The sequence below is a fragment of the Pseudoalteromonas sp. MEBiC 03607 genome (genome assembly GCF_004792295.1).
GTDB classification, from domain to species: Bacteria; Pseudomonadota; Gammaproteobacteria; order Enterobacterales; family Alteromonadaceae; genus Pseudoalteromonas; species Pseudoalteromonas lipolytica_C.
This window is the reverse complement of sequence record NZ_SRRY01000001.1, coordinates 665,079-687,500: the sequence shown is the minus strand read 5'-3', so window position 1 is coordinate 687,500 and position 22,422 is coordinate 665,079. Positions and strand designations below refer to the sequence as shown.

The following is a 22,422-nucleotide window of genomic DNA, read 5'->3' as shown; positions in this document are numbered from 1 at the left end:
AGATCACTGCGATCCGAACAATTCTTGTCAAACATTCAGCTAATTGTTCATGACATCCTAGGTATGCAAAGCTGTTTTTTACCAGATCTGCACGATGCGCATTCGCTACAGCAGTGATCAGCTTATGCTCAGATTGTGAAAAACCTGGCATATCGGTGTTTTCTATAATGTAGGCTGTGTGCTTATGATAAAGTTTATACTCTATTAATAAACCTATCTCGTGTAACTTCGCTACCGTTTTTAATAACGCAATTGCGTTGTTATCAATTGACTGCCACTGCCCCTTTACACTCTTTGCTAATTGCTCAGTAAGTTGTGCAACTCGGCAGGCTTGATTTACATCGACATGATAACGAGCCATTAATCCATCAACCGTACGCTTACGAATATCGTGGTTATGTAGCTCTGGTACCATGCTGTAAAGCACACCTTCACGCAATGCGCCGCGAGCAAGGCCCATCTGCTTTATAGCTAATGATTCGAATAAGGCAATTAAAATTGCAAGTCCAGATACAAACACAAGGCGGCGTTCTTCACTTAAACCTGGAAGCTCAAGATCTGCAATTGTTTCAAATTGCACTGATTGCTCTTTGATGGCATACAATTTATCAAGCGTTAAGAGTTCATCTTGGTTTTGCGCAACCATGATCTCTTGAATTGCTTGCACTGTACCAGATGCTCCACTCGCTATTTGCCAGCCTGCCGCTTTATATTCATCAACAATTTCAGCAATCACATCTCTGGCAGCTTGAATCGCGGCTGCAAAATTTTCGTTACTCAGTTTTTGATCTTTGAAATAGCGCTCTAAAAAGGTGACACAGCCCATATGTAGGCTTTTATAGTGCAGTGCGTCAAAACCTTTACCTATAACGACCTCTGTACTCGCTCCACCAATATCGATAACAAGTTGCTTTCCACTACAAGCTGATGTGTGCGCCACGCCTTTGTAAATCGTTTTGGCTTCTAGCTCACCACTGATGACATTGATTTTATGACCAAGGATTTGTTCAGCCTTTTGCTTAAACACATCGGCATTGGTAGCAAGACGCAAAGTTGCTGTTGCAACAATGGTAATGTTTTTCTTTGGTATGTCTTGTAAACGTTCTGCGAACAAGGCTAGGCATTCCCAACCTCGCTGCATGGCTTCTGAGCTTAGGACGTTGTTTTCATCAAGCCCTGCTGCAAGCCTTACTTTACGTTTGACTCGACCGATCGTTTGTAGACCGCCAGCAATTGATTTGGCAATCAGCATATGAAAGCTGTTCGATCCTAAATCGATTACTGCATACACATTTTTTTGCGGTTGAAATTGCCCCACCGTTCAAAAACCTCTAGTTACTACTAAGTCTTCAATGACGGTCGTTTATCACGACCGTGATTTCTGGTAACTATTATTTGGTCGACGTCCGTTGTTATTACGATTACGTGGGCCTGTAGAATAGTTCCGCTTTTTCTGAATAGTAGGCTTAGTTAAATCATCAAGCAATGCACTTTTATCATAATGTGATAATGGAATGCTGTGTTCTATATATTGCTCAATTTCGTGGAGATTATAGGCATACTGTTCACAGGCAAAGCTAATAGCGTGTCCTGAAGCACCAGCACGTCCGGTACGACCAATGCGGTGTACATAGTCTTCACAATCATCTGGCAAATCAAAATTAAATACATGACTTACTTCTGGGATATGTAAACCACGAGCTGCAACGTCTGTTGCCACTAAGAAGTCCAAATCGCCTTTGGTAAATTGAGCCAAAATTGATTGACGCTTTTTCTGGTTTACATCACCGGTTAATAATCCAACTCGATGACCATCCGCTTTCATCCATGCGTAAACATTTTCACAACTGTGTTTCGTATTTGCAAACACAATTGCTTTCTCAGGCCATTCTTCTTCAATTAAAGTTAACAGTAACTTAATTTTATCGTCTTGCGATGGATGAAATAGCTCTTCTTGAATACGCTTACCTGTTTTAACGTCAGGTTCAATTTGCACATGCTCTGGGTTAGTCATGTGTTCAAACGCTAATTCCTGCACACGATAAGATAAGGTTGCAGAGAATAATAGGTTTAAACGCTCTGAAGTTTCAGGCATACGTCTAAACATGTAGCGAATATCTTTAATAAAGCCTAAATCGAACATACGATCTGCTTCATCAAGCACCACAACTTCAATTTCATTTAGGGTGTAACAACCCTGTTTATACAAATCGATAAGGCGTCCAGTCGTTCCAATTAAAATATCAACGCCTTTTTCTAGTTGTGCACGTTGTTTTTCGTAATCTTCGCCACCATATACTAAACCTAAGTTAAGATTACAGTGTGGCGCTAAAATTTTTGCATCTTTGTGTATCTGAATCGCCAGCTCCCGAGTTGGGGCCATGATCAGGGCTCTTGGATGTTTACTAGGTGCTTTGCTAGATTGTAATAACCGATGGCACGTGGCTGTTAAAAACGCCAACGTCTTGCCTGTACCTGTTTGTGCTTGGCCCGCAATATCACGGCCTTCACAAATAAAAGGTAGGCATTTAGCTTGAATGGGTGTGCAATATTCAAACCCATTTTCGGTTAAACCGGCAACCACTTCCGGTGCGATAGCAAAGTCTGAAAACTTTTTATCGGTCAAATGTGTCTTAGTCATAGCGTTTAAGCATAACGTTTAAACTTGCAATAAGAAACAAGAGTGTTTAAATACGCATTAAATATTTCGCCTAACTTATCGGAGATCGCAATGAGCGAGAAAATTATTCAATTAACTGACGATAGCTTTGAAGCTGACGTACTACAATCAGACAAACCTGTACTTGTTGATTTTTGGGCTGAATGGTGCGGACCTTGTAAAATGATCGCCCCTATTCTTGACGAAGTAGCTGGCGAGTTTGATGGACGTGTAACTATCGGTAAATTAAACATTGACCAAAATGCGGGCACACCACCTAAATTTGGTATTCGTGGAATCCCAACACTTCTTCTTTTCAAAGATGGTCAGGTTGCAGCAACTAAAGTAGGTGCACTTTCAAAAACTCAATTAGTTGAGTTTTTAGAGAACAACATCTAACTAAAAATGTAAAAAAAGGGCTTTTTGCCCTTTTTTTAGCTTTATTTTGTTTAAAGACTGGACGCCTTGCTAGTGACCTGCTAGTTTATAAAGCCAACTAATCCTTAGTTATACCAACAAACCTCACTCATGTATCAAACTATGATTTTGAGTATGATAATTGTAATAAAGAACCCACCAATATGCATTTACGCGAATTAAAAGACAAGTCTATAAAAGAGCTTGTAAACTTAGCTGAGTCCATGGGGCTCGAAAACGTAGCCCGTTTAAGAAAACAAGACATTATTTTCGCCATTTTGAAAGCACACGCTAAAAGCGGTGAAAATATTTATGGCGGCGGTGTATTAGAAATCTTACAAGATGGCTTTGGTTTCTTGAGATCATCTGAAGCCTCATATTTAGCCGGACCTGATGATATTTATGTATCTCCGAGTCAAATACGTCGATTCAGCATGCGTACTGGTGACTCAATTTCAGGCCTTATCCGTCCACCAAAAGATGGTGAACGTTACTTCGCACTACTTAAAGTCAACGAAGTAAACTTCGACAAACCTGAAAACTCTCGCACTAAAATCCTTTTTGAAAACCTTACCCCACTCCACGCAAACGAACGTTTACGTATGGAACGTGGTAATGGTAGTACAGAAGATATCACTGCTCGTGTACTTGATTTAGCATCACCTATTGGTAAAGGCCAGCGCGCCCTAATCGTTGCACCGCCTAAAGCGGGTAAAACGATGCTACTGCAAAATATTGCGCAGTCAATCAGCTACAACCAACCAGACTGTGAGCTAATGGTGCTTCTAATTGACGAACGTCCTGAAGAAGTAACTGAGATGCAGCGTCTTGTTAAGGGTGAAGTTATTGCTTCAACATTTGATGAACCAGCAAGCCGTCACGTTCAAGTAGCCGAAATGGTAATTGAAAAAGCGAAGCGCCTTGTTGAGCACAAAAAAGATGTGGTTATCTTATTAGACTCAATTACGCGACTTGCTCGTGCATACAATACGGTTATTCCTTCATCTGGCAAGGTATTAACAGGTGGTGTGGATGCTAACGCATTACACAAACCAAAGCGTTTCTTCGGTGCAGCACGTAATGTAGAAGAAGGCGGTAGCTTAACGATTATCGCAACAGCGCTTATTGATACAGGCTCTAAAATGGATGAAGTAATCTACGAAGAGTTCAAAGGCACAGGTAACATGGAACTACACTTAAATCGTAAGATTGCTGAAAAGCGTGTATTCCCTGCGATCGACTTTAACCGTTCAGGTACCCGTCGCGAAGAGTTACTGACTAAGCCAGATGAACTACAGAAAATGTGGATCTTACGTAAGATTGTTCATGAGATGTCAGAAATTGACGCAATGGAGTTCTTAATTGATAAGCTTTCTATGAGCAAAACCAATGATGAATTCTTCGATTCTATGAAGCGTCAATAAGCAGCTTTCAAAATCAAAAAAAATGCCTGTTTTATACAGGCATTTTTTTTACTTAAAAGTACGGTTGAAGCGCTATTAAACTATAAATAACTCCGTAATATAGTTGGTATTTAGTTGGGTTTTGTTCTATAAGTTATAGGATTAAAAGGTAAGGATTTTTCAATGACCCGCATTAAAGTAGCAGTCGCTCTCTTTGTCATCAGCTTACTAAGTAGTATTGCTAGTTTTATTATTTTTGAACTATCAATTGTCGCGATGGCAGTAATCGGCTTAACGGTCATTGTTCCTTGGCTTATTTTAATTACCTTTATTTATTTAAAAGACGCGCAGCAACAAGATCACTTAAGTTATTTTGTTTCTAATATCACTTCTGATCAGGGTATCGACTTTACTTTTCGTTTTGATGAAAACGACAATAAATTACCTGAAGCCTGCCACATATTAAACGCGAGTTTAACTATGGTTGAGCATATGTTAGGAGAGATATATGCGTCATCTGCCCGCTTATTACCTATGGCTGATGCGTTACGTGACACCTATGCATCAATGACCCAAAAAGCAACAATTCAAGATGCGCATGGTGTTGATTTAGCAGAGACAATAAAGCGAACGATTGAAGTATCGAAAGAACTTGACCGTAGCCTTGAAGAAATATTTCACTCGGTCTCTGATGCAACAAAGTCTGTGCAACAAACTCGACTTGATGCCGACAAAAGCCAAGCTAGCCTTATGAAATTGGCCGACAATATCAACCAAACTAGCGAACAAATTATTTTACTTAAACAAGATAGTGATGCAATTGGCTCTGTAATTGATGTGATTAACAGTATAGCTGAACAAACAAATCTGCTAGCTCTCAATGCAGCAATTGAGGCTGCACGTGCTGGTGAGCAAGGGAGAGGGTTTGCAGTTGTGGCTGATGAAGTACGAAACTTAGCAGCACGCACCAGTAAATCAACCCAAGAAGTTCGTGAGATGGTTGCGAAAATTCAACACAGTACAGAAAAAGCCAACCAATTGATGCAAACAGCATTAAAAGAAACACAGCGTACTGTTGAACTATCAGAAGCATCAACCAAAGAAACGAATAAAATAGAACAGGCTATGTTAGCAATTAACGCGTTTTCTGAGAGCGTGCATGAACAGGTTGCCTTACAAAGCCAAATGTCAGATGAAGCACAAATGAGTATTGATGCTATGGTTGAGCTAAATTCTGACGCATTATCAAGTTCACAAATACAAGCTGTCTCAAGCAAAGATTTAGTGCGTCTAGCGCATGTTATTGATGATAAACTTTCAATGTTTAAGATCACACACCCAGAAACAAGTAGTGAACAACGTATCGATCGCTCTCGTTATGAAACAACGCAAAATAATGATTCAGAACAAGCTCAAGATGGTGATGTAGAGCTATTCTGATCAGCTAATGCACTGTTGAGTTGCTCAAGTAAACGATCAACTAAATTTGTTAAATCTGAGAGTTGGTTATTTTTTAAAGCTGACTCTAAGGCAAAGGCACTTTTCGCGATATGCTCCATGGCAAACATTTTAGCTGCTCCGCCAATACGATGTGCATCTTGCTGAAGATTAAATAAATCATATTCAGCCAAATGCAATTGAATAAACGACGCTTCTTGGTTAAAACTTTGAATAAAGCTAGTTACTAAATCACTAATATCGTGACTTGCTTTTGTGCTTTCTGCGGTATTTTTACAATGCTTGGCAAGCTGCGTAAAAAAGACATTTTTGTCGATAGGTTTAGCAAGATACCCTGTAAAACCGGCCTGCAAGTACGCTTCTATTTCATGGCTTATCGCATTAGCAGTTAAGGCGTAAATTGGTTGGGTAAAGCCAGACTCTTTCAATAACTTAAGGGCACTTAACCCGTCTAAAACTGGCATCTGAATATCAAGAAGCACTACATCTGGAAACTCTATTAAACATTGCTCAACCGCTTTTGCACCGTTATCAACAGCAATTACATCTAACCCCATTGACTCTAAATAACGGCGAATTAAACGACGGTTATCGGCATGATCTTCTGCAATCAATACCTTTCCAGATAATCCTTTTAGCGATTGCGGTAAGTCATTTCCGTATTTGCTATTGGCATCAGTTTGACTGGGTTCATGTTCTTTACATGGCAAATAGAATGCAAACACGCTACCTTTATTGATTTCGCTCTCGACACTAATATAGCCGCCCATCATGATTGCGAGTTGTTGTGATAAGCTAAGGCCTAGCCCCGTACCACCAAATCGTCGACTAATGCTATTGTCTCCTTGACTGAAGCACTCAAAAATAAGTTTCAGCTGACTAGCATCCATGCCAATCCCCGTATCACTTACCTGAAAGCAAATACCTTGTTGCGTCTGTGTGACCTGCAGCTCGACTTCACCTTGATGAGTAAATTTAATGGCATTCGCACATAAGTTGATCAAAATTTGTTTTACCCGCGTAAAGTCTAACCGAGTAATAAACTGTTCACCTAATTGGTTATGAAATGCAAATTTCAGCCCTTTCGCTTTTGCTTGACCACTTAGCATTGAATGAACATCATTTAATAAGCAAACTAAATCACCTTCTTTTAAACTCAACTCAAGTTTATTAGCCTCAATTTTACTAATATCAAGCACATCATTTATGAGGTCTTTTAAGTGTTCACTTTGTTTATGAATAACAGCAAGTTCATCATTGAGTTGCTCTGGTTTATAAAAACCATTCATTAGGGTATCTGTTTGTCCCAAAATAGCCGTTAATGGTGTGCGGATCTCATGGCTAATATTAGCTAAAAATTGACTTTTAATTTCATTTGCACTGCGCAGCTTTTCTGCGGTTTCTTCAAGCTCATTGGTGCGCTTTGCAACCATCAATGAAAGTTGCTCTTTCGCTCCTTTTTCGATCATACGTCGATAAATGGTGATGCCCGTCACGACCAGCATAATAAATAAAATAAACAGCATGATGGCAAGTTGTCTTTGCTTTGACATTTCAAGCTCTTGCACTCGCTGTTTTTGTTTTAAATCAATAATTTCCTGAGTCAACTGACTGGCATTAATTCGACTGTGAAGCTCACCTAGGGATCTTAGAAGTCGCTCATTGTTTGCGGCCTTTAAGGTTCGAACGAATTGATCAAAATGAGCTACCGCAGTGGTGAAATCTCCTTGGCCTGCTTTGATCAATGCATGCATTCCAATGCCATCCTGCACTCTCAGATCATCTTTATATTTTTTGGCCATCTCAATTGAGGTGGTCAGTGTTACTTCCGCTTGTGTTAGCTTACCTTGTAAGAGCTCAATTTTAGCTCTTGATAATAATCCCGCGAGCTCTAACGTTTTGTTATTTATTTGTTCTGCAAACTCGATGGCCTTATCAGCATGGCTTAGAGCCAGTTCTAAATCACCTGTTCGTAAGTAAACGTTCGCAATATTGACGTGACGCGAGGATAAGTAATAGGCATCATGTGTTTTTTGATAATAACGTAATGCACGCTGATAATAATGTAATGATAATTGATATTGTCCAAGCTCAGAGTAAGCAACGCCCATATTACCATATGACTGAGCAACACCTTCTTCATCACCTAATTTCTCGAATATCTTTAGCGTTTCTCTATACATATCTAAAGCAATATCGTAACTCGATAAGCGAATATAAAGACCCGCTATGTTATGCAAAATATCAGCTTTATCTTGCGCGCTACCATATTTTTCGTAGATAGATTTAGCGCGCGTGTAATAATCAAGTGCTTTGCTCATATCCCACATATCAAAATAAGCGAGACCTATATTACTCAGTAAGTTAGCCTCTGAAATAGGCGCATCCATTTTTTCGGCAACGCGTAAAGCACGTGTATAGGATTCGACAGCTTGTTGGATAAGACCTTGATAATAATAGCTAACGCCTTGCATTTTGATTGCGCGAAAATAACTGTCTGGTTGAGATTCAAAAGAGGTCGACTTCTCAGCTAGTTGATAGTGTTTAAATGCTGCGGCAAATTCTTTATTTTCTAGAGCCGTATCTGCTAACTGCAATTGTATAGCCAGCTTTTCATCAGCGCTAATAGTGGTATCTGCAAGTAATTGTGTCGCTAATTGCTGCTTTTCATCTAATTTTTGTGACTGATTAAATTGCTCTAGTAATGAATCTGAAGCATAACTAAACGTAGTCATCAGCACACTACAGCATACTAATGCCGAATGTATTAACCTGAGACTCAATAATGTGCGCATATGTTTATATCCCTAAATATCAACATAGACCGAGGAAAAAACTAAATCGTAGCTCGGCTAAATGCCTTCCTTGATGAAAATATAAACATAGTTTCAGTAAGGCAGCTGTGATAGCGTATATAGTTTTAGATTACATAAAGATTGGCCTGCTAACAATGCTTAACCCACTGATAGATGAGATTTTTTACCTCATTCTGAAACAGCCTATCTGGAAAGTCCATACGCTTGCGAGTGCACTTAATGATGCAGGACATCTTAGTGTTTTAGATAAGGACCCACAAAAAGATCTTTTTAAACGTAACTTCTTAGTTATGAATGCCTTATATCAACTCCAAATACAGGTTAGCCCTGAGCAACAATTGCACATAGCGGCCTTACATATTGAATTGATAAATAACAAGTGTGAAAAGGTGCTAGAAAATACTGATCCTTTGCGGGAGTATTATTTAGATTGGCAAAACTACGACACAACAAGTGATGAAATTGATGCGCTATTAAATGAGTTTTGGCAGCGATTTGCTACATTCAACAGGCATACTACTACTGCAAATCTTACAAAAGAGCAGCTTTTGCAAATACAAAAAGCATGGCAGTTGCCTGCTAACTTTTCACTAAAAGAATTACAAAAGCGCTGGCGACAACTGGCTTTAAAACATCACCCAGACCGTCAAGGTTGTGCGATTCAGTTTAAAAAAATACAACGTGAGTATGAGCAGCTAAAAGCTAGCTGCTCGTAAACTTTAAACTTATCGACTTAAACGACGCGCACGAATCTTACGTTTTTTGATATTTCCTTCGGTCAATTTGCGCAGTGCTGGTTTGGCTGCTGTTCGCTCTACAGCGATAAAAGCAACGTTATCAAGTACATTAATTTTACCCACCTGATGACCTGCAATACCTTCTTTACCCGTTAAAGCACCTAAAATATCGCCAGCACGAATTTTTTGCTTCTTACCTGCATCGATCATGATGGTCGCCATCGTAGGCTTGTAGGCCGGCTTTTCAAGTAAGCTAAAAGGAGGTAGTGGCTCAGGGTTGAAGTCGCGTTCGTAATGATCACCGATTTGTGCCACTTTAAATTGCTCAGCCTCACCATAAATAGAACATGCAATGCCTTTTTTACCTGCTCGACCTGTTCGACCAACGCGGTGAACATGAGTTTGTGGATCATGTGCTAAGTGATAATTTACAACCATATCCATGTCGTTAATATCTAAGCCTCGTGCAGCAACATCCGTCGCCACCAAGATACACGCGCTTTTATTAGCAAAACGAATTAAAGTACGTTCACGTTCGCGTTGATCTAAATCACCGTGTAAAGCAACGGCACTAAAGCCTTCAGCGTATAGGTCATCACAAATTTGCTGTGTTTCAACCTTAGTATTACAAAAAACCACACAGCTTTCTGGCTGAAACTTCAAAAGCAACAGCTTCAGCGTATTAAAGCGCTGCTTGTTATTATCAAGCTTGTAAAAGTATTGTGTGATCGTGCTTTTTGTTTGCTCTTCTTCAACCTTAATCATTTCAGGATTGCTTAAAACTCGCTCAGCAATCGCTGCAATTGATTTTGGATAAGTCGCACTAAACAACAAGGTTTGGCGTTGATTTGGAATACATTCAACAATGGCATCAAGGGTATCTTGAAAGCCCATATCAAGCATTTGGTCAGCTTCATCTAATACCAATGTTTCAACGTCATCTAAACGCAATGTGCCCTTACGAATATGATCATCAACACGACCTGGTGTGCCAACAATAATATGAGCGCCATGCTCTAGTGAACCAATCTGTGGACCAATAGATACACCACCGCATAAAGTTAAAACTTTAATATTATGAATGCCGCGAGCAAGCTTACGAACTTCTTCTGCAACTTGCTCTGCCAGTTCGCGGGTTGGACATAAAATAAGTGATTGAATGCGAAAACGTTTCACATTTAACTTAGCCAACACACCTAAGCTAAACGCGGCCGTTTTACCCGACCCTGTTTTTGCTTGAGCAATGATATCTTTGCCTTGCAAGATCACTGGTAAACTTTGCGCTTGTACCGGTGTCATTTGCGCATAACCTAAAGTCGATAAATTATCGGTTAACTCTTTCGGCAAAGCCAAAGATGAAAAAGCAGTAGCAGTCACAGTAATATTCCAAACTTGATAATTGAGGGACATCCTCGAAGATGCAGTGGATCATAGCAGAGAATGCATTGTTTCTCTAAACGAAAAGAGCTATCTACACACTTAATTCATATTTAGTTACAGTTTGCGGCTTCCTAACTCAGCGTGTTTGTTCTAATTTATTGAAAGCAACCTTCAGGAAGAAACTATGCTTTTATTTAACACCGCCGCTGCTGATGTTTTTTACAAAAAGCAAAAAACGTGTCCTCATTGTCATAGCGAGCACTTCTCACTGAGTAATCACAGTAAAGTACTGCGCTTTAGTATTTTGCCAATTATTCCATTATCAATTAATTATCAGCACCAATGCGATGCTTGTGGCTACACATCAGCTGTATCTTGGTATTCTCTTCCACCCCTAGAGCTGGCTTCTTTCATAAAATATTTTATTGGCTTGGTATTAATAGTTTATATTTTAACGAAAGCAATACTTGGGATACATGAGCAAGCTGATAATGAAATTCGCTACCTGAATGAACCAAAAAAATTCGACACCTATTTTGTTTATTCCGACAAATTTACTGGTGAACCAAAACGTATAAATAATCTGAAAGTAGCCCAACTCGTTGAATTTGATGACAAGAGCATGACTTTTCGAGTTGCTAACTACACTTACAAGTACAATAAAGACATCGAGATTGCGATGCGTACCAGCATGCTAGTGCAAGATGATTACTTTTCTAGTAAAACCATGACCTTTACTAAACAGCAAGTAAAGCAGTTTTATGAAGACAACAGCATATACAAAATAATGCGACCAGAGCTATATAGCTTGTATGGTGGTTTTGTTATGCACCCCCCGAAACCTAAGCCTTTGTATGCAGGCGTTAAGCTTGATAAACATAACCAACAAGGCATCACCTATTTTAAAGATGGCCAGTTTAAGGAAGCACTAGAAAGCTTTACACTCTCTGCCAAAGGAGGTTATTCATGGGGTCAATTAAACTTGGGTCAGATGTATCGAGATGGCCAAGGTACAGAAATCAATAACGAAAAAGCAGCTTACTGGCTTAACAAAGCCACCTTACAAGGGAATCCGAAAGCGAAGATTGAACTCGCAGAGCTATGCTTGAGTTACGATTGTAGTAAACTGGACACTCAATAATCAATTACCATAAACATCACTGAGAAGAAACCAAGCGAATAATATGACTCTCGCTATTTACTTTGGTTTTGTTATGTTATAACATTTTTATATGGCGCAGTATTTATATTATTTTGTTGGTTTTATAAATGCGTGTTAGCAAAAGCAGAGTCACTCTCCCTACTCTGTTTTAAATTGCAACTGGGCTGTATTACTTAGTGAACGAATCGTCTTTTGAGTTTGTATAACTTGAAGGAAGACCTTGCACACTAGCACGCTTACGTTCCCGTGCTAAATCCTTGCCGGCGAGGTTTCTCGCCGGCATTTTTTATTTAAAGTTTTAAATGATCATTTAAGAACGCCAATACCTTTTTATAGTAAAGAGTACGGTGCTCTTCTTTATAAAAGCCATGACCTTCATCATCAAGAATAGTGATTTCATACGGATGTTTAGCTTTCTTTAGGGCAGCTTCTAGTGATTCAGCTTGCTCTATTGGCGCACGCTCATCTTCACCACCATGCACAATAAGAACCGGGGCTTTAAGCTTATCGATGTTGTATACTGGCGAATATGCTTTTAACTCAGCCTCATCAGTACCAATCACTGTTTTTAAGAAATTAACTCCATAGCTACGTGCTTGCGTGTCACCTTCTTCATACATTAGCGGTAAGTCGTAAATACCCATCAGACCAATTGCACATTTGAACATATCTGGCTCTATAATTGCGCTTTGCAATGCCGAATAAGCACCAAAGCTTGATCCCATGATACAGATATTATTTTTATCAACAGTGCCATCAGCGATTAACAGTTTTACACCATCAATAATATCGTGCTGAACGTTTTTTCCCCACTGGCGATAACCAGCTTCTTGGAAATTCATACCAAAGCCTTCAGAACCCCGAAAGTTAACTTTAAGTACCGCCATTCCTTTGTTCGCTAACATTTGTGCTTCTGGATCGTAACCCCAATGATCTCGTGCTATTGGACCACCATGTGGCATAACAACTAAAGGTAAGTTTTTCTCAGCTTTGCCATTTGGCACAGTTAAATAAGCAAGAATTGTTAAACCATCGCGGCTTTTAAAGCGCAGCGGTGTGGTTTGTGCCATATCATCTTGATTGATCCAACTACGGGCAGAGAATAGCACGCGTAGCTTATTTGTATTTGCATCATACAAATAATATTGTCCGGGATTTATATCGCTCGAAGCGAAAATGATATTTTTTGTATCATCTTTCGTACTACTAACTAGCTGTACTTGACTACCAGGCAATGCGCCTAACAAATCTTTAAGCCGCTGTGATTTAGCCGAATTACTATCAACAAACGCATAACTTGGGTAGTCCGCTTCAATTTCAATAGCGAACAACTCTTTAGAGATTTCATCAACCCAAATATGTGATGGTGAAACATGCTTATCCTGGAAGATTTTCGTAACTTCTCTTGTTTCTAGGTTAATTTTAATCAGACTTTCTGCTTCACCACCTTTTGATGCGGTGGCATATACTGACTCACCTGATTTATTAAATGCCTTTAAAGTAATATCAGTATAATTAATATCTTTTAGATCAAGCTCTTTCCAAAACCCACCTTCTGGTTCTCTAACATGAATAGTAGCATTTAGGTAATCATCGCTTGATACTGCTATACGAACGTTACCGTCATGATCCGTTAAAAAACGCCCCATTGGTGCAGGTGAACGAGTAATTAAGGTACGAAGGCCGCGATAAACATCTACTTCATAAACAACGGTCGTTGGCTCATTACTTGCCGTCCAAGGATAAGTTACAACGAGAACTTTTTTGTCGTCATGAAGTAATGGATCTAAAAGGTATGATGTGCCTTGTACTGGCGTTTGCTTTTTTAATCGAGATCCTGTTTGTTGCTCACCGTGATAACCGATAACATATTGGCTTCTGCTTCCATCAACGTTCACAGCAAATAACTCACCATAATAAATAGGAGTGTCTTGCCACCCTTTTAAATACTCTTTTTCAAGTATGACGCGTTCATTGTTAACCCAATGGTAATCACCCACTTGAGCATTACCCGGAAAAGCAACGGCATGGGTTACAGCAAACTTGGTTGTATCAACAAGAATGAGTGAATTTTTGCCTTCATGCTTTTTAATTGCAGCAATATAGTTTCCATCTGGCGAGATGGTTACACGACTGAATTCATCACGCTTACTAAAATTATCTATTGAAAGTTGAGGTGATTTAGCGTTACAGATGAATGTTAAGGTTAGTAAAACCAAGCTTAACACTCGAAAGAGGTATCGAGACATATCAAACTCCTTTTGTGACCGTATATACTTTATCTCGGGCTATAAATCATACAGCAACACACTCAAACCAGCTACAATAAATTAACAAAATCAATAGAATAACGCTGTTAATTACGAAGCTTATGCCAAAGCTCAACTATAATTACCACTAAAGCACCTGCAACAACTCCCAACAAACCATCAAAAATAACCGGCGAAACCAGCTCACCCGTTTTACCAAGTAAACCCGTTACAAACTCAGTACTACCCTGCTGGGCGTGATGTAAAAGAGGGATACCATGTACCAATATGCCACCGCCAACTAAGAACATAGCAACCGTTCCTGCAAAGGCTAAAAAGCGCATTAACTTAGGTGCCGCAGCAAGTAAAAACTTACCCACTAGCTCTTTAAATTTACCGCCACTTTGCTGCGCTTTTTGCAGTAAATACAAACCAGCATCATCAAGTTTGACAATGCCTGCAACCAACCCATACACGCCAATGGTCATAATAATTGCAATTACACTGAGCACTAAAGCTTGATTTACCAGCGTTGCACCAGCAACCGTGCCTAATGTTATAACGATAATTTCTGCAGAGAGGATAAAATCAGTACGGATAGCGCCTTTAACTTTTTGCTTTTCGTATTCTTGCAAGTCTTGCTGCTCAACCAGTTGCTCACCTTCGTGACTATCGTGACCAAACAGTTTTTCGATAATTTTCTCAGCTCCTTCGAAACACAAAAACAGTCCACCAATCATTAATAAAGGAGTAATAAGCCAGGGCAACCAAACACTAATCAACAAAGCTGCTGGCACTAATATGGCCTTATTAATGAATGAGCCTTTTGCTACCGCCCAAACCACTGGTAATTCTCTATCAGCAGTTACCCCTGTCACTTGCTGGGCATTAAGAGCTAGATCATCACCTAACACCCCTGCTGTTTTTTTTGTTGCGACTTTACTCATCGTCGCAATATCGTCTAAAAGAGTTGTAATATCATCAAGTAAGGTTAATAAATTAGTGCCTGCCATGGTGGTTCCTTGCCCATTAAGTACACTGTCAACATAACTTATCCAGCCATTTTCACCAACGGTTAATTTTTCTTTGTTAGGCTTAGAGTTCATTCAAAAACAGGGGTGTTTCTATGAACAAACAACTTCTCTCAGGGCTCGCTTTAGTCACTTTGTGCGCGTGTGCTGAGCAAGCCACGGCAAACAACTATCTATGTGATAATGGCTTAACTGCGAGTATTGTTGATAATAATGAAGACGAAGCAACGCTTTCATTCGTCGATAATACTTACACTTTATATCGAGAAGTCAGTGGTTCAGGCATAAAGTACAGCGATGATCATGTGTTGTTTTGGTCTAAAGGCGACGAAGCCATGCTTATTTTGAAAGGAAAAAAATATCATTGTCAGCTAAAGCAAAGCTAACCAAACTGTCGCGGCTAAATTCGCTTAATTAATGGTTTTGAGTATAATAGCGACAATTTATTTAGCGTTTAAGCGACCAGAATGAAATACAAAGATCTTCGCGAATTTATCGAGCTACTAGAACAAAAAGGTGAACTTAAACGGATCAAACAAGAAATCGATCCCTACCTTGAAATGACCGAAATTGCTGACCGTACATTGCGTGCAGAAGGCCCTGCTCTGCTATTCGAAAATCCTAAGGGTCACTCTATTCCTGTACTTGCTAACCTATTCGGTACGCCAAAGCGAGTGGCAATGGGAATGGGTCAAGATGATGTCAGTGAGCTGCGCGAAGTCGGTAAGCTATTAGCCTTTTTAAAAGAGCCTGAGCCACCTAAAGGCATTAAAGAGGCACTAGGCCAAATCCCGGTATTCAAACAAGTGTTGAATATGCCCGCTAAAGAAGTAAAAAAAGCACCATGTCAGCAAGTCATACTTGAAGGTGATGATGTCGACTTAACCAAGTTGCCTATCCAACATTGCTGGCCAGGTGATGCAGCACCTTTGATAACATGGGGCTTAACGGTTACTAGAGGACCTTATAAAAAACGCCAAAACTTAGGTATTTACCGTCAGCAGCTACTGGGTAAAAACAAAATTATTATGCGTTGGTTATCGCACCGTGGTGGCGCATTAGATTTTCGTGAATGGTGTAAAGAGCACCCAGGCGAACCCTATCCTGTATCGGTCGCATTAGGGGCAGACCCTGCAACAATCCTAGGCGCTGTAACGCCAGTACCTGACACCCTAAGCGAATACGCGTTTGCGGGCTTACTACGCGGTAGTAAAACAGAAGTTGTTAAGTCGATTTCAAATGACCTACAAGTGCCTGCTACCGCTGAGTTCGTACTTGAAGGCCATATTATGCCGGGTGAAACAGCCCCTGAAGGCCCATATGGCGATCACACAGGTTACTACAATGAAGTAGACGAGTTTCCGGTCATGACGGTGACTCACATCACGCATCGTGAAAACCCGATTTATCACAGTACCTACACAGGCCGTCCACCAGATGAGCCGGCGGTACTCGGGGTTGCCTTAAACGAAGTGTTCGTGCCAATTCTACAAAAACAATTTCCTGAAATTGTAGATTTTTATCTACCACCTGAAGGGTGTTCATACCGAATGGCGGTGGTCACGATGAAAAAACAATATCCGGGTCATGCCAAGCGTGTGATGATGGGGGTATGGTCTTTCTTACGTCAATTTATGTATACCAAGTTCGTGATTGTTTGCGATGACGATGTAAACGCACGCGACTGGAACGACGTAATTTGGGCAATCACTACGCGTATGGATCCTGCGCGCGATACAACGTTAATCGAAAACACACCGATTGATTATTTAGACTTTGCATCGCCAGTTTCTGGTCTTGGCTCAAAAATGGGCATGGATGCAACCAATAAATGGCCTGGTGAAACAGATCGTGAATGGGGTGAGCCCATTGTCATGGATCCAAAAATCAAAGAACGAGTTGATGAATTATGGGACAGCTTAGATATTCTCTAAGCTGTGTCTATGTTAAACTGCTCAAAATTTAACGGTTATGAGTGCGATTCATAACCGAATTTGCTTCTGTGCTTATAAAGGTAAACTATGCAAACATTACTCGCTGACGTTGTTGCGATCAGCCCGCTTACAGACCACGTACATAAGGTCATTTTGAAACCACAGCAACCTGTGTCATTCGAGGCAGGCCAATATATGCAACTTGTATTAGGCGAAAAAGATAAGCGTGCCTTTTCTATTGCAAGCCGCCCGTCGCAAACTGAGCAAATTGAACTACACATTGGTGCCTCAGGTGCTGATTCATACGCGATGCAAGCGCTTGATCATTTGCGTCAAGCACATGCTCAGCAACAACAAGTTAATGTTGAAGTGGGTCTAGGCATATCGCAACTTCGTGTAGAGGGTGAGCGCCCTATTATTCTACTTGCTGGCGGCACCGGTTTTTCTTATGCCAAATCAATGGCTGATCACCTTGCAGAAATAGGCTGTGAGCGCCCGGTATTATTCTACTGGGGTGTACGTGAGCAAGCTGCGCTATATGCGCATGACGAAATGCAAGCATGGGCAAACAGTAACCCTCATTTCCAATACATTCCTGTAGTTGAAAATGCGTCGCAAAGCTGGACAGGCAAAACTGGTTACGTTCACAAAGCCGTTATGGCAGATATCGTGTCGCTAGAACCATACGATATTTACATGGCAGGTCGCTTCGACATGATTGGCGTTGTTCGCGATGATTTCATAAATCATGGCGCAATCCGCGAAAACATGTATGCCGATGCATTTGCATTCATTAAATAGCTAAGTGATACAGATTATTTTTAAGGCATCCAATTGGATGCCTTTTTTATTTGTTTTACCTATCGCCCTAATCCATCTAAACAATTTCACAAACAGCATTTCCTTGACCATACTCTGATTAGAATAACGATGGGGAGAGACCCAAATGCTAAATACAAAAGTACAAGACTTTATGCAACGTAAGTTGCCACACATTACGCCTGAAACTGAAATGACCACCGCTATTAGCGAGCTGCAAAAGTTTAAATTACTGGGCGCACCTGTGTTCGATGACAACAAAAGCCTAGTTGGCTTTATATCTGAACAAGAGCTTTTGCAACCGCTGATGCAAAACAGTTATTTCTGCGATGGTGTGGTAAAGGTAAAACAACTTATGCGCACCGATGTTGTTACCGTAAGTAGCGATCAAAATATCATTGAGCTGGCAGATGCCATGAAAACAGGTAAGCCAAAGAATTACCCGGTAATCGAGGGTGGTAAGGTTGTTGGTATGATCAGCCGAGGAGATGTGCTCAAGGCATTGTATGAAAACTATGTCTCATGCCAAGAGCACCAAGTGTAAGTTAGCTGCTTAACGATTAGCAGCTAACTGTTTTAAAGCCGCTTTATCTGCCTCGCTTAAATAAGCAATTTCAAGCGCATTAGCTTGCGCTTTTTCCATATCGGCTTGGCTTAAACCAGCTGCAGGCGCGGCTACTTGATACTCATACGCAATTTCAATACCTTCAACTGCCGGATCATCAGTATTAATTGATGCCAAAATACCATGGTCTAAGAAGGTTTTTAACGGGTGTTTTGCAAGCTCAGCAACAGTGCTAGTTTGAATGTTACTGGTTAAGCAAGACTCAATACCAATGCGTTTATCACGTAAGTGATCCATAAGCGCTGCATCTTCAATCGCTTTTACACCATGGCCAATACGCGTTGCACCAAGCTCGTTAATTGCTTGCCAGATACTTTCGCTACCACGCGCTTCACCAGCGTGAATAGTAGCAGCTAAGTATGCATCGTGAACTTGCTTAAAGTGATCAACAAATAATTCACCCGGGAAACCAATTTCATCACCAGCTAAATCAACAGCAACTAAATCATTTTTAAAAGCAAGTAACGCATCAAGCTCTTGCTGACAAATTTTAGTGCCATAAGTACGCGACATAATACCGATTAAGTTGGCTTTAATTGGTGCGTTTTGACACGCACTCCTAACACCATCAACCACCGCTTCTACGACACCTTGCGGGTGCAGTCCTTGGCTTTGCGCCATATAATATGGACTAAAACGAAGCTCTACGTAATCTAGGCTTTGTGCAATAGCATCTTCAACGTTCTCGATGGCAATACGACGACAGGCATCGTAATCACCGAGTACTTTTACACCCCAATCTAATTTCTGTAAAAAGGCGACAAGATTTGGTTCAGGGTCAATAACCTGAACATGAGGGATCAGCGCCTCTACTGTATCTGCTGGTAATTCAAGATTAAACTGACGACCAAGTTCTAAGATCGTTTGTGGGCGAACATTACCGTCAAGATGACGATGAATATCAAGCAAAGGAAGTGTCTTGTTGATCATAATTAGTACTCAGTTCAGAAAATTTTCGCGGATCATACGTACCCACAACGATAATTCAAGTGTAGATGAATATATTTACTTTTAAGAGGTCAATTGTCTGCTTTATAAAGCACTTTTGCCGTGCAGATGCTGCCACAATGTTTTAAACAATTTATCAGCGTCAATTGGCTTAGTTAGATAACCATTCATGCCACTGGCGAGGCCTTTCTTAAGGTCATCATCATGGGCATTTGCCGATAAGCCAATAATCGGTAACTCGGAGATCAGCAGCTCATTGCGAATAACCTTTGTCGCTTGCAGGCCATCCATGTTAGGCATTTGAATATCCATTAGTACAAGGTCGTAGCTTTTTTCACTAATCATCTTAATAGCTTCGTGGCCATCTTTTGCTATATCAGGCTGACAGCCTTTGGTTTTTAAAATAGAGCTAGCGACATGCTGATTTAGCGGGTTATCTTCAACTAAAAGTATTGCGTAATCTGCGAATGATAATGAGCTGACATCAATATCAACAACTTCATCATCACTTTGGATAACCTCTGATAAAGGTGACTCAAAAGGGATTGAAATAGTAAACGTTGAACCTTGCCCTTCAACGCTTTGCAAACTGATACTGCCACCCATCATCGAAACCAATTTTTGGCAAATACTTAACCCTAAACCTGTGCCACCAAAACGGCGTGAGGTTGAACTATCTGCTTGCGAGAATGGCTGAAATAATCGCTGTTGCGCTTCTTTGCTAATACCAATACCGGTATCAATAACACTAAAGTAAGTAAACTCACGCTGTTGCCAAATACGTAGAGTGATATGCCCCTGTGGTGTGAATTTAACAGCATTATTTAATAAATTTAACAGCACTTGTTTTAACCGAATAGGATCGGTGTAAATCTCTAACTGCGAAGAGCTGTCGTAATCAACGTCAAACTCTAAAGAGCGAGTGTTCAATTCAAATTGCAGCAAGTTACAGACTTCACTAACAAGCGCATTAACATCGATTGGCTCTTGATGCATTTCCAAGCGCCCAGCTTCTATTTTAGAAAAATCTAAAACATCATTAATAACTCTTAATAGTACATTCAATGCACCATCGGCTTGATCAATATAACTACGTGCTTGCGGCCAATCTTGCTCTTGCATAGCCAAGTAGTGCAACCCCTTAATACCATTAATAGGAGTGCGTATTTCATGGCTCATATTCGCCAAAAATTCACTTTTTATTTGACTGGCTTTATCCGCTTTTTGTTTTTCTTCACGAAGGCTTTGGGTTTGTTTTGCTACTTGCTGACGAATTTGAATATTAGTACCGGTTACTGAAATCAAAAAGGTGATCAATAACCAAACAAACAGCATACCGACTATTTGTGCAAGCCAATAAGGCAACCAAGACGATTGCGCGACTGACTCCCATAATTTCACCTGCCAGACACGCTCACCAATAATAAAATTAAAGCTCGCAATGGCCGTTGTTCCAACACGTTGAGGGTTATAAATTTCGACAGGGTTACTGCCGTCGGTAACGTCATAGAAGCTGGCATCAATCTCTGTGTTCTGATTAAAGTTTAGTGTTTGCGCCAGCAACTCTAAATTAACCACAGCAACAACATAACCTCTAAACCCGACTTGATGATTTATGTCTGAATAAACAGGGTTAAAGAACAAGACTCCTTTATCGTTACCATCACCTTGCATCAAGGTAATAGGCTCACTCACTGTGACATTTTTTATTAAACGAGCGTCTGTCAGTGCCAGCCTGCGCAGTTCATGGGAGGCTAAATCAAAACCTTGTGCGGCCTCGTTGCCTTGCAATGGGTGGATATATTGCACCGGAAAATAAATAGCACGCTGACTTACCGCTTGCCATTGTCCCGCGGAATTTTTCTCTTTGATATAGTAATTAGGCCCAAGCTCTTCGCGCAGCAAATTTTGGTAATTATCCAATTGTGAATTAATCACTTTTGGTGCCCACTCAAACGCTATTATCTCTTTACTGTATTGCAGCTGTCTTGAGGTAAAGCGCTTAAACTCTTCAAAATCAACCATGTCACTACTTGCAAAAAAGGTTGCCAATAACGACAGATGAGACTTAATTTCATCAATTTTGTGTTCAAGATTGGTTTTTATTGCACTTACTTTTGCTTCTTTGCGCTGTAAATCTTTCTCCTTTTTAACACTTGCTGCGCCATAAAAGCTGACACAAATAATCATATAAATTAATAGTGAAGGAACAATAATTTGTAGTCGCTGCCGTGCATGATTATAACTGAATGCCGCTAAAACTAACGGAGTAAAAATGAGTACTCCGATACTGTCACCAATCCACCAAGCAATAAAATTATTAAGTGCCGCGTAGCTAGGAATCACATTATTGATGACCAACAGCGCAGTACCTGTCGATGCTGCGATAAGACTGCAAAGTGGGCCGCCAATGATTAACCCTTGCACACTTTGTTTTAGCGAAGATAGTTCAAGAGGACGTTTTACAACATGAATAATAATGTAATAAGCCAACCAGGCTTGGAAAGTAGATGCTGCTGTTACCCCAATGGCTTGTAACATAACTTGCCAATGTAAAATATCAGTAACTTTATCGAGATGGATAAGGTTGACTAAGAAAGCCCCCAACAACACCCCCGGCAAGGCACGGTTTCGACTAAGTAAGATACTGGCCAGAGCTATACCAGAAGGGGGCCATGCTGCAACAGCATAGCCGTCGATAGCCAAAAGAGAATTACTTAAATACCCTGTTAGAAAATAAGCGAAAGCGATACTTAGTGTCAGCGCAAATAAGTTTTTCAAGCC

General features: G+C 40.4%; 17 protein-coding genes (1 of these 17 cut by a window edge). 9 read left to right on the top strand and 8 right to left on the bottom strand.

Annotated features, from left to right (window positions below; translation table 11 throughout):
• Window positions 1–1,318: the 5' portion of a guanosine-5'-triphosphate,3'-diphosphate diphosphatase gene (gppA, locus tag E5N72_RS03090; protein WP_135923183.1), read on the bottom strand. 176 nt of this gene lie to the left of the window's left edge; only the first 1,318 of its 1,494 coding nucleotides appear in the window; it begins with the start codon at window positions 1,316–1,318; the stop codon falls past the left edge of the window.
• A 48-nt stretch (window positions 1,319–1,366) separates the two neighbouring features.
• Window positions 1,367–2,641, bottom strand: a complete 1,275-nt coding sequence (gene rhlB, locus E5N72_RS03085) for an ATP-dependent RNA helicase RhlB (protein ID WP_135923182.1) — start codon at window positions 2,639–2,641, stop codon at window positions 1,367–1,369.
• A 90-nt stretch (window positions 2,642–2,731) separates the two neighbouring features.
• On the opposite strand from rhlB, the gene trxA reads away from it, so the two are divergent.
• The 3 genes from trxA to E5N72_RS20795 all read left to right on the top strand — a co-directional run bounded on the left by trxA (window position 2,732) and on the right by E5N72_RS20795 (window position 5,919).
• Window positions 2,732–3,058, top strand: coding sequence for a thioredoxin TrxA (gene trxA, locus E5N72_RS03080; RefSeq protein ID WP_135923181.1), 327 nt, complete (start codon window positions 2,732–2,734; stop codon window positions 3,056–3,058).
• A 182-nt stretch (window positions 3,059–3,240) separates the two neighbouring features.
• Complete coding sequence (gene rho / locus E5N72_RS03075) at window positions 3,241–4,500, top strand: transcription termination factor Rho (protein WP_062566226.1); 1,260 nt, start codon at window positions 3,241–3,243, stop codon at window positions 4,498–4,500.
• Between the two features lie 162 nt (window positions 4,501–4,662).
• Window positions 4,663–5,919: a methyl-accepting chemotaxis protein gene (locus tag E5N72_RS20795; protein WP_135923180.1), complete on the top strand. Its 1,257-nt coding sequence runs from the start codon at window positions 4,663–4,665 to the stop codon at window positions 5,917–5,919.
• On the opposite strand, the gene E5N72_RS03065 is transcribed toward E5N72_RS20795, so the two are convergent.
• Window positions 5,892–8,672 carry a tetratricopeptide repeat protein gene (locus tag E5N72_RS03065; protein ID WP_240704487.1) on the bottom strand — a complete coding sequence of 927 codons (2,781 nt, stop codon included), beginning with the start codon at window positions 8,670–8,672 and terminating at the stop codon, window positions 5,892–5,894. The two genes, E5N72_RS20795 and E5N72_RS03065, sit on opposite strands and share 28 nt — an antisense overlap.
• Window positions 8,673–8,887: 215 nt before the next feature.
• Here E5N72_RS03065 and E5N72_RS03060 point away from each other — a divergent pair, with 215 nt between their 5' ends.
• A complete protein-coding gene (locus tag E5N72_RS03060; protein WP_135926213.1) occupies window positions 8,888–9,469 on the top strand; it encodes a DNA-J related domain-containing protein in 582 nt (193 codons plus the stop codon).
• A 9-nt stretch (window positions 9,470–9,478) separates the two neighbouring features.
• Here the strand turns inward: E5N72_RS03060 and dbpA are convergent, their stop codons facing one another.
• Window positions 9,479–10,867 carry an ATP-dependent RNA helicase DbpA gene (dbpA, locus tag E5N72_RS03055; RefSeq protein WP_135923178.1) on the bottom strand — a complete coding sequence of 463 codons (1,389 nt, stop codon included), beginning with the start codon at window positions 10,865–10,867 and terminating at the stop codon, window positions 9,479–9,481.
• A 187-nt stretch (window positions 10,868–11,054) separates the two neighbouring features.
• On the opposite strand from dbpA, the gene E5N72_RS03050 reads away from it, so the two are divergent.
• The gene (locus tag E5N72_RS03050) at window positions 11,055–12,011 is read left to right on the top strand and encodes a tetratricopeptide repeat protein (RefSeq protein WP_135923177.1); all 957 of its coding nucleotides are present in this window, start codon (window positions 11,055–11,057) and stop codon (window positions 12,009–12,011) included.
• Between the two features lie 311 nt (window positions 12,012–12,322).
• Here the strand turns inward: E5N72_RS03050 and E5N72_RS03045 are convergent, their stop codons facing one another.
• Both E5N72_RS03045 and E5N72_RS03040 read right to left on the bottom strand, forming a co-directional pair.
• Window positions 12,323–14,281: a S9 family peptidase gene (locus E5N72_RS03045; protein WP_135923176.1), complete on the bottom strand. Its 1,959-nt coding sequence runs from the start codon at window positions 14,279–14,281 to the stop codon at window positions 12,323–12,325.
• 107 nt (window positions 14,282–14,388) lie between these two features.
• Entirely contained in the window at window positions 14,389–15,294 is a 906-nt protein-coding gene (locus tag E5N72_RS03040; protein WP_135926212.1) for a DUF808 domain-containing protein, read from the bottom strand.
• Window positions 15,295–15,407: 113 nt separating this feature from the next.
• Here E5N72_RS03040 and E5N72_RS03035 point away from each other — a divergent pair, with 113 nt between their 5' ends.
• The 4 genes from E5N72_RS03035 to E5N72_RS03020 all read left to right on the top strand — a co-directional run bounded on the left by E5N72_RS03035 (window position 15,408) and on the right by E5N72_RS03020 (window position 18,609).
• Window positions 15,408–15,698: an MliC family protein gene (locus tag E5N72_RS03035; RefSeq protein ID WP_135923175.1), complete on the top strand. Its 291-nt coding sequence runs from the start codon at window positions 15,408–15,410 to the stop codon at window positions 15,696–15,698.
• Between the two features lie 81 nt (window positions 15,699–15,779).
• The gene (ubiD, locus tag E5N72_RS03030; RefSeq protein ID WP_135923174.1) at window positions 15,780–17,246 is read left to right on the top strand and encodes a 4-hydroxy-3-polyprenylbenzoate decarboxylase; all 1,467 of its coding nucleotides are present in this window, start codon (window positions 15,780–15,782) and stop codon (window positions 17,244–17,246) included.
• 87 nt (window positions 17,247–17,333) lie between these two features.
• Complete coding sequence (gene fre / locus E5N72_RS03025) at window positions 17,334–18,047, top strand: NAD(P)H-flavin reductase (protein WP_135923173.1); 714 nt, start codon at window positions 17,334–17,336, stop codon at window positions 18,045–18,047.
• A gap of 145 nt (window positions 18,048–18,192) precedes the next feature.
• The gene (locus E5N72_RS03020) at window positions 18,193–18,609 is read left to right on the top strand and encodes a CBS domain-containing protein (protein WP_054554669.1); all 417 of its coding nucleotides are present in this window, start codon (window positions 18,193–18,195) and stop codon (window positions 18,607–18,609) included.
• Between the two features lie 9 nt (window positions 18,610–18,618).
• On the opposite strand, the gene add is transcribed toward E5N72_RS03020, so the two are convergent.
• Window positions 18,619–19,620 (bottom strand): adenosine deaminase, encoded by a 1,002-nt coding sequence (gene add / locus E5N72_RS03015; protein ID WP_135923172.1) that lies wholly within the window; start codon window positions 19,618–19,620, stop codon window positions 18,619–18,621.
• A 102-nt stretch (window positions 19,621–19,722) separates the two neighbouring features.
• Complete coding sequence (locus E5N72_RS03010) at window positions 19,723–22,419, bottom strand: CHASE domain-containing protein (protein WP_135923171.1); 2,697 nt, start codon at window positions 22,417–22,419, stop codon at window positions 19,723–19,725.
• Window positions 22,420–22,422: the final 3 nt, after the last annotated feature.

What these genes read in the sequence shown, in the direction of transcription:
- rhlB (WP_135923182.1), bottom strand. Translation starts at nt 2,641, where the DNA reads ATGACTAAGACACATTTGACCGATAAAAAGTTTTCAGACTTTGCTATC.
- trxA (WP_135923181.1), top strand. Translation starts at nt 2,732, where the DNA reads ATGAGCGAGAAAATTATTCAATTAACTGACGATAGCTTTGAAGCTGAC.
- rho (WP_062566226.1), top strand. Translation starts at nt 3,241, where the DNA reads ATGCATTTACGCGAATTAAAAGACAAGTCTATAAAAGAGCTTGTAAAC.
- E5N72_RS20795 (WP_135923180.1), top strand. Translation starts at nt 4,663, where the DNA reads ATGACCCGCATTAAAGTAGCAGTCGCTCTCTTTGTCATCAGCTTACTA.
- E5N72_RS03065 (WP_240704487.1), bottom strand. Translation starts at nt 8,672, where the DNA reads ATGACTACGTTTAGTTATGCTTCAGATTCATTACTAGAGCAATTTAAT.
- E5N72_RS03060 (WP_135926213.1), top strand. Translation starts at nt 8,888, where the DNA reads ATGCTTAACCCACTGATAGATGAGATTTTTTACCTCATTCTGAAACAG.
- E5N72_RS03050 (WP_135923177.1), top strand. Translation starts at nt 11,055, where the DNA reads ATGCTTTTATTTAACACCGCCGCTGCTGATGTTTTTTACAAAAAGCAA.
- E5N72_RS03045 (WP_135923176.1), bottom strand. Translation starts at nt 14,281, where the DNA reads ATGTCTCGATACCTCTTTCGAGTGTTAAGCTTGGTTTTACTAACCTTA.
- E5N72_RS03040 (WP_135926212.1), bottom strand. Translation starts at nt 15,294, where the DNA reads ATGGCAGGCACTAATTTATTAACCTTACTTGATGATATTACAACTCTT.
- E5N72_RS03035 (WP_135923175.1), top strand. Translation starts at nt 15,408, where the DNA reads ATGAACAAACAACTTCTCTCAGGGCTCGCTTTAGTCACTTTGTGCGCG.
- ubiD (WP_135923174.1), top strand. Translation starts at nt 15,780, where the DNA reads ATGAAATACAAAGATCTTCGCGAATTTATCGAGCTACTAGAACAAAAA.
- fre (WP_135923173.1), top strand. Translation starts at nt 17,334, where the DNA reads ATGCAAACATTACTCGCTGACGTTGTTGCGATCAGCCCGCTTACAGAC.
- E5N72_RS03020 (WP_054554669.1), top strand. Translation starts at nt 18,193, where the DNA reads ATGCTAAATACAAAAGTACAAGACTTTATGCAACGTAAGTTGCCACAC.
- add (WP_135923172.1), bottom strand. Translation starts at nt 19,620, where the DNA reads ATGATCAACAAGACACTTCCTTTGCTTGATATTCATCGTCATCTTGAC.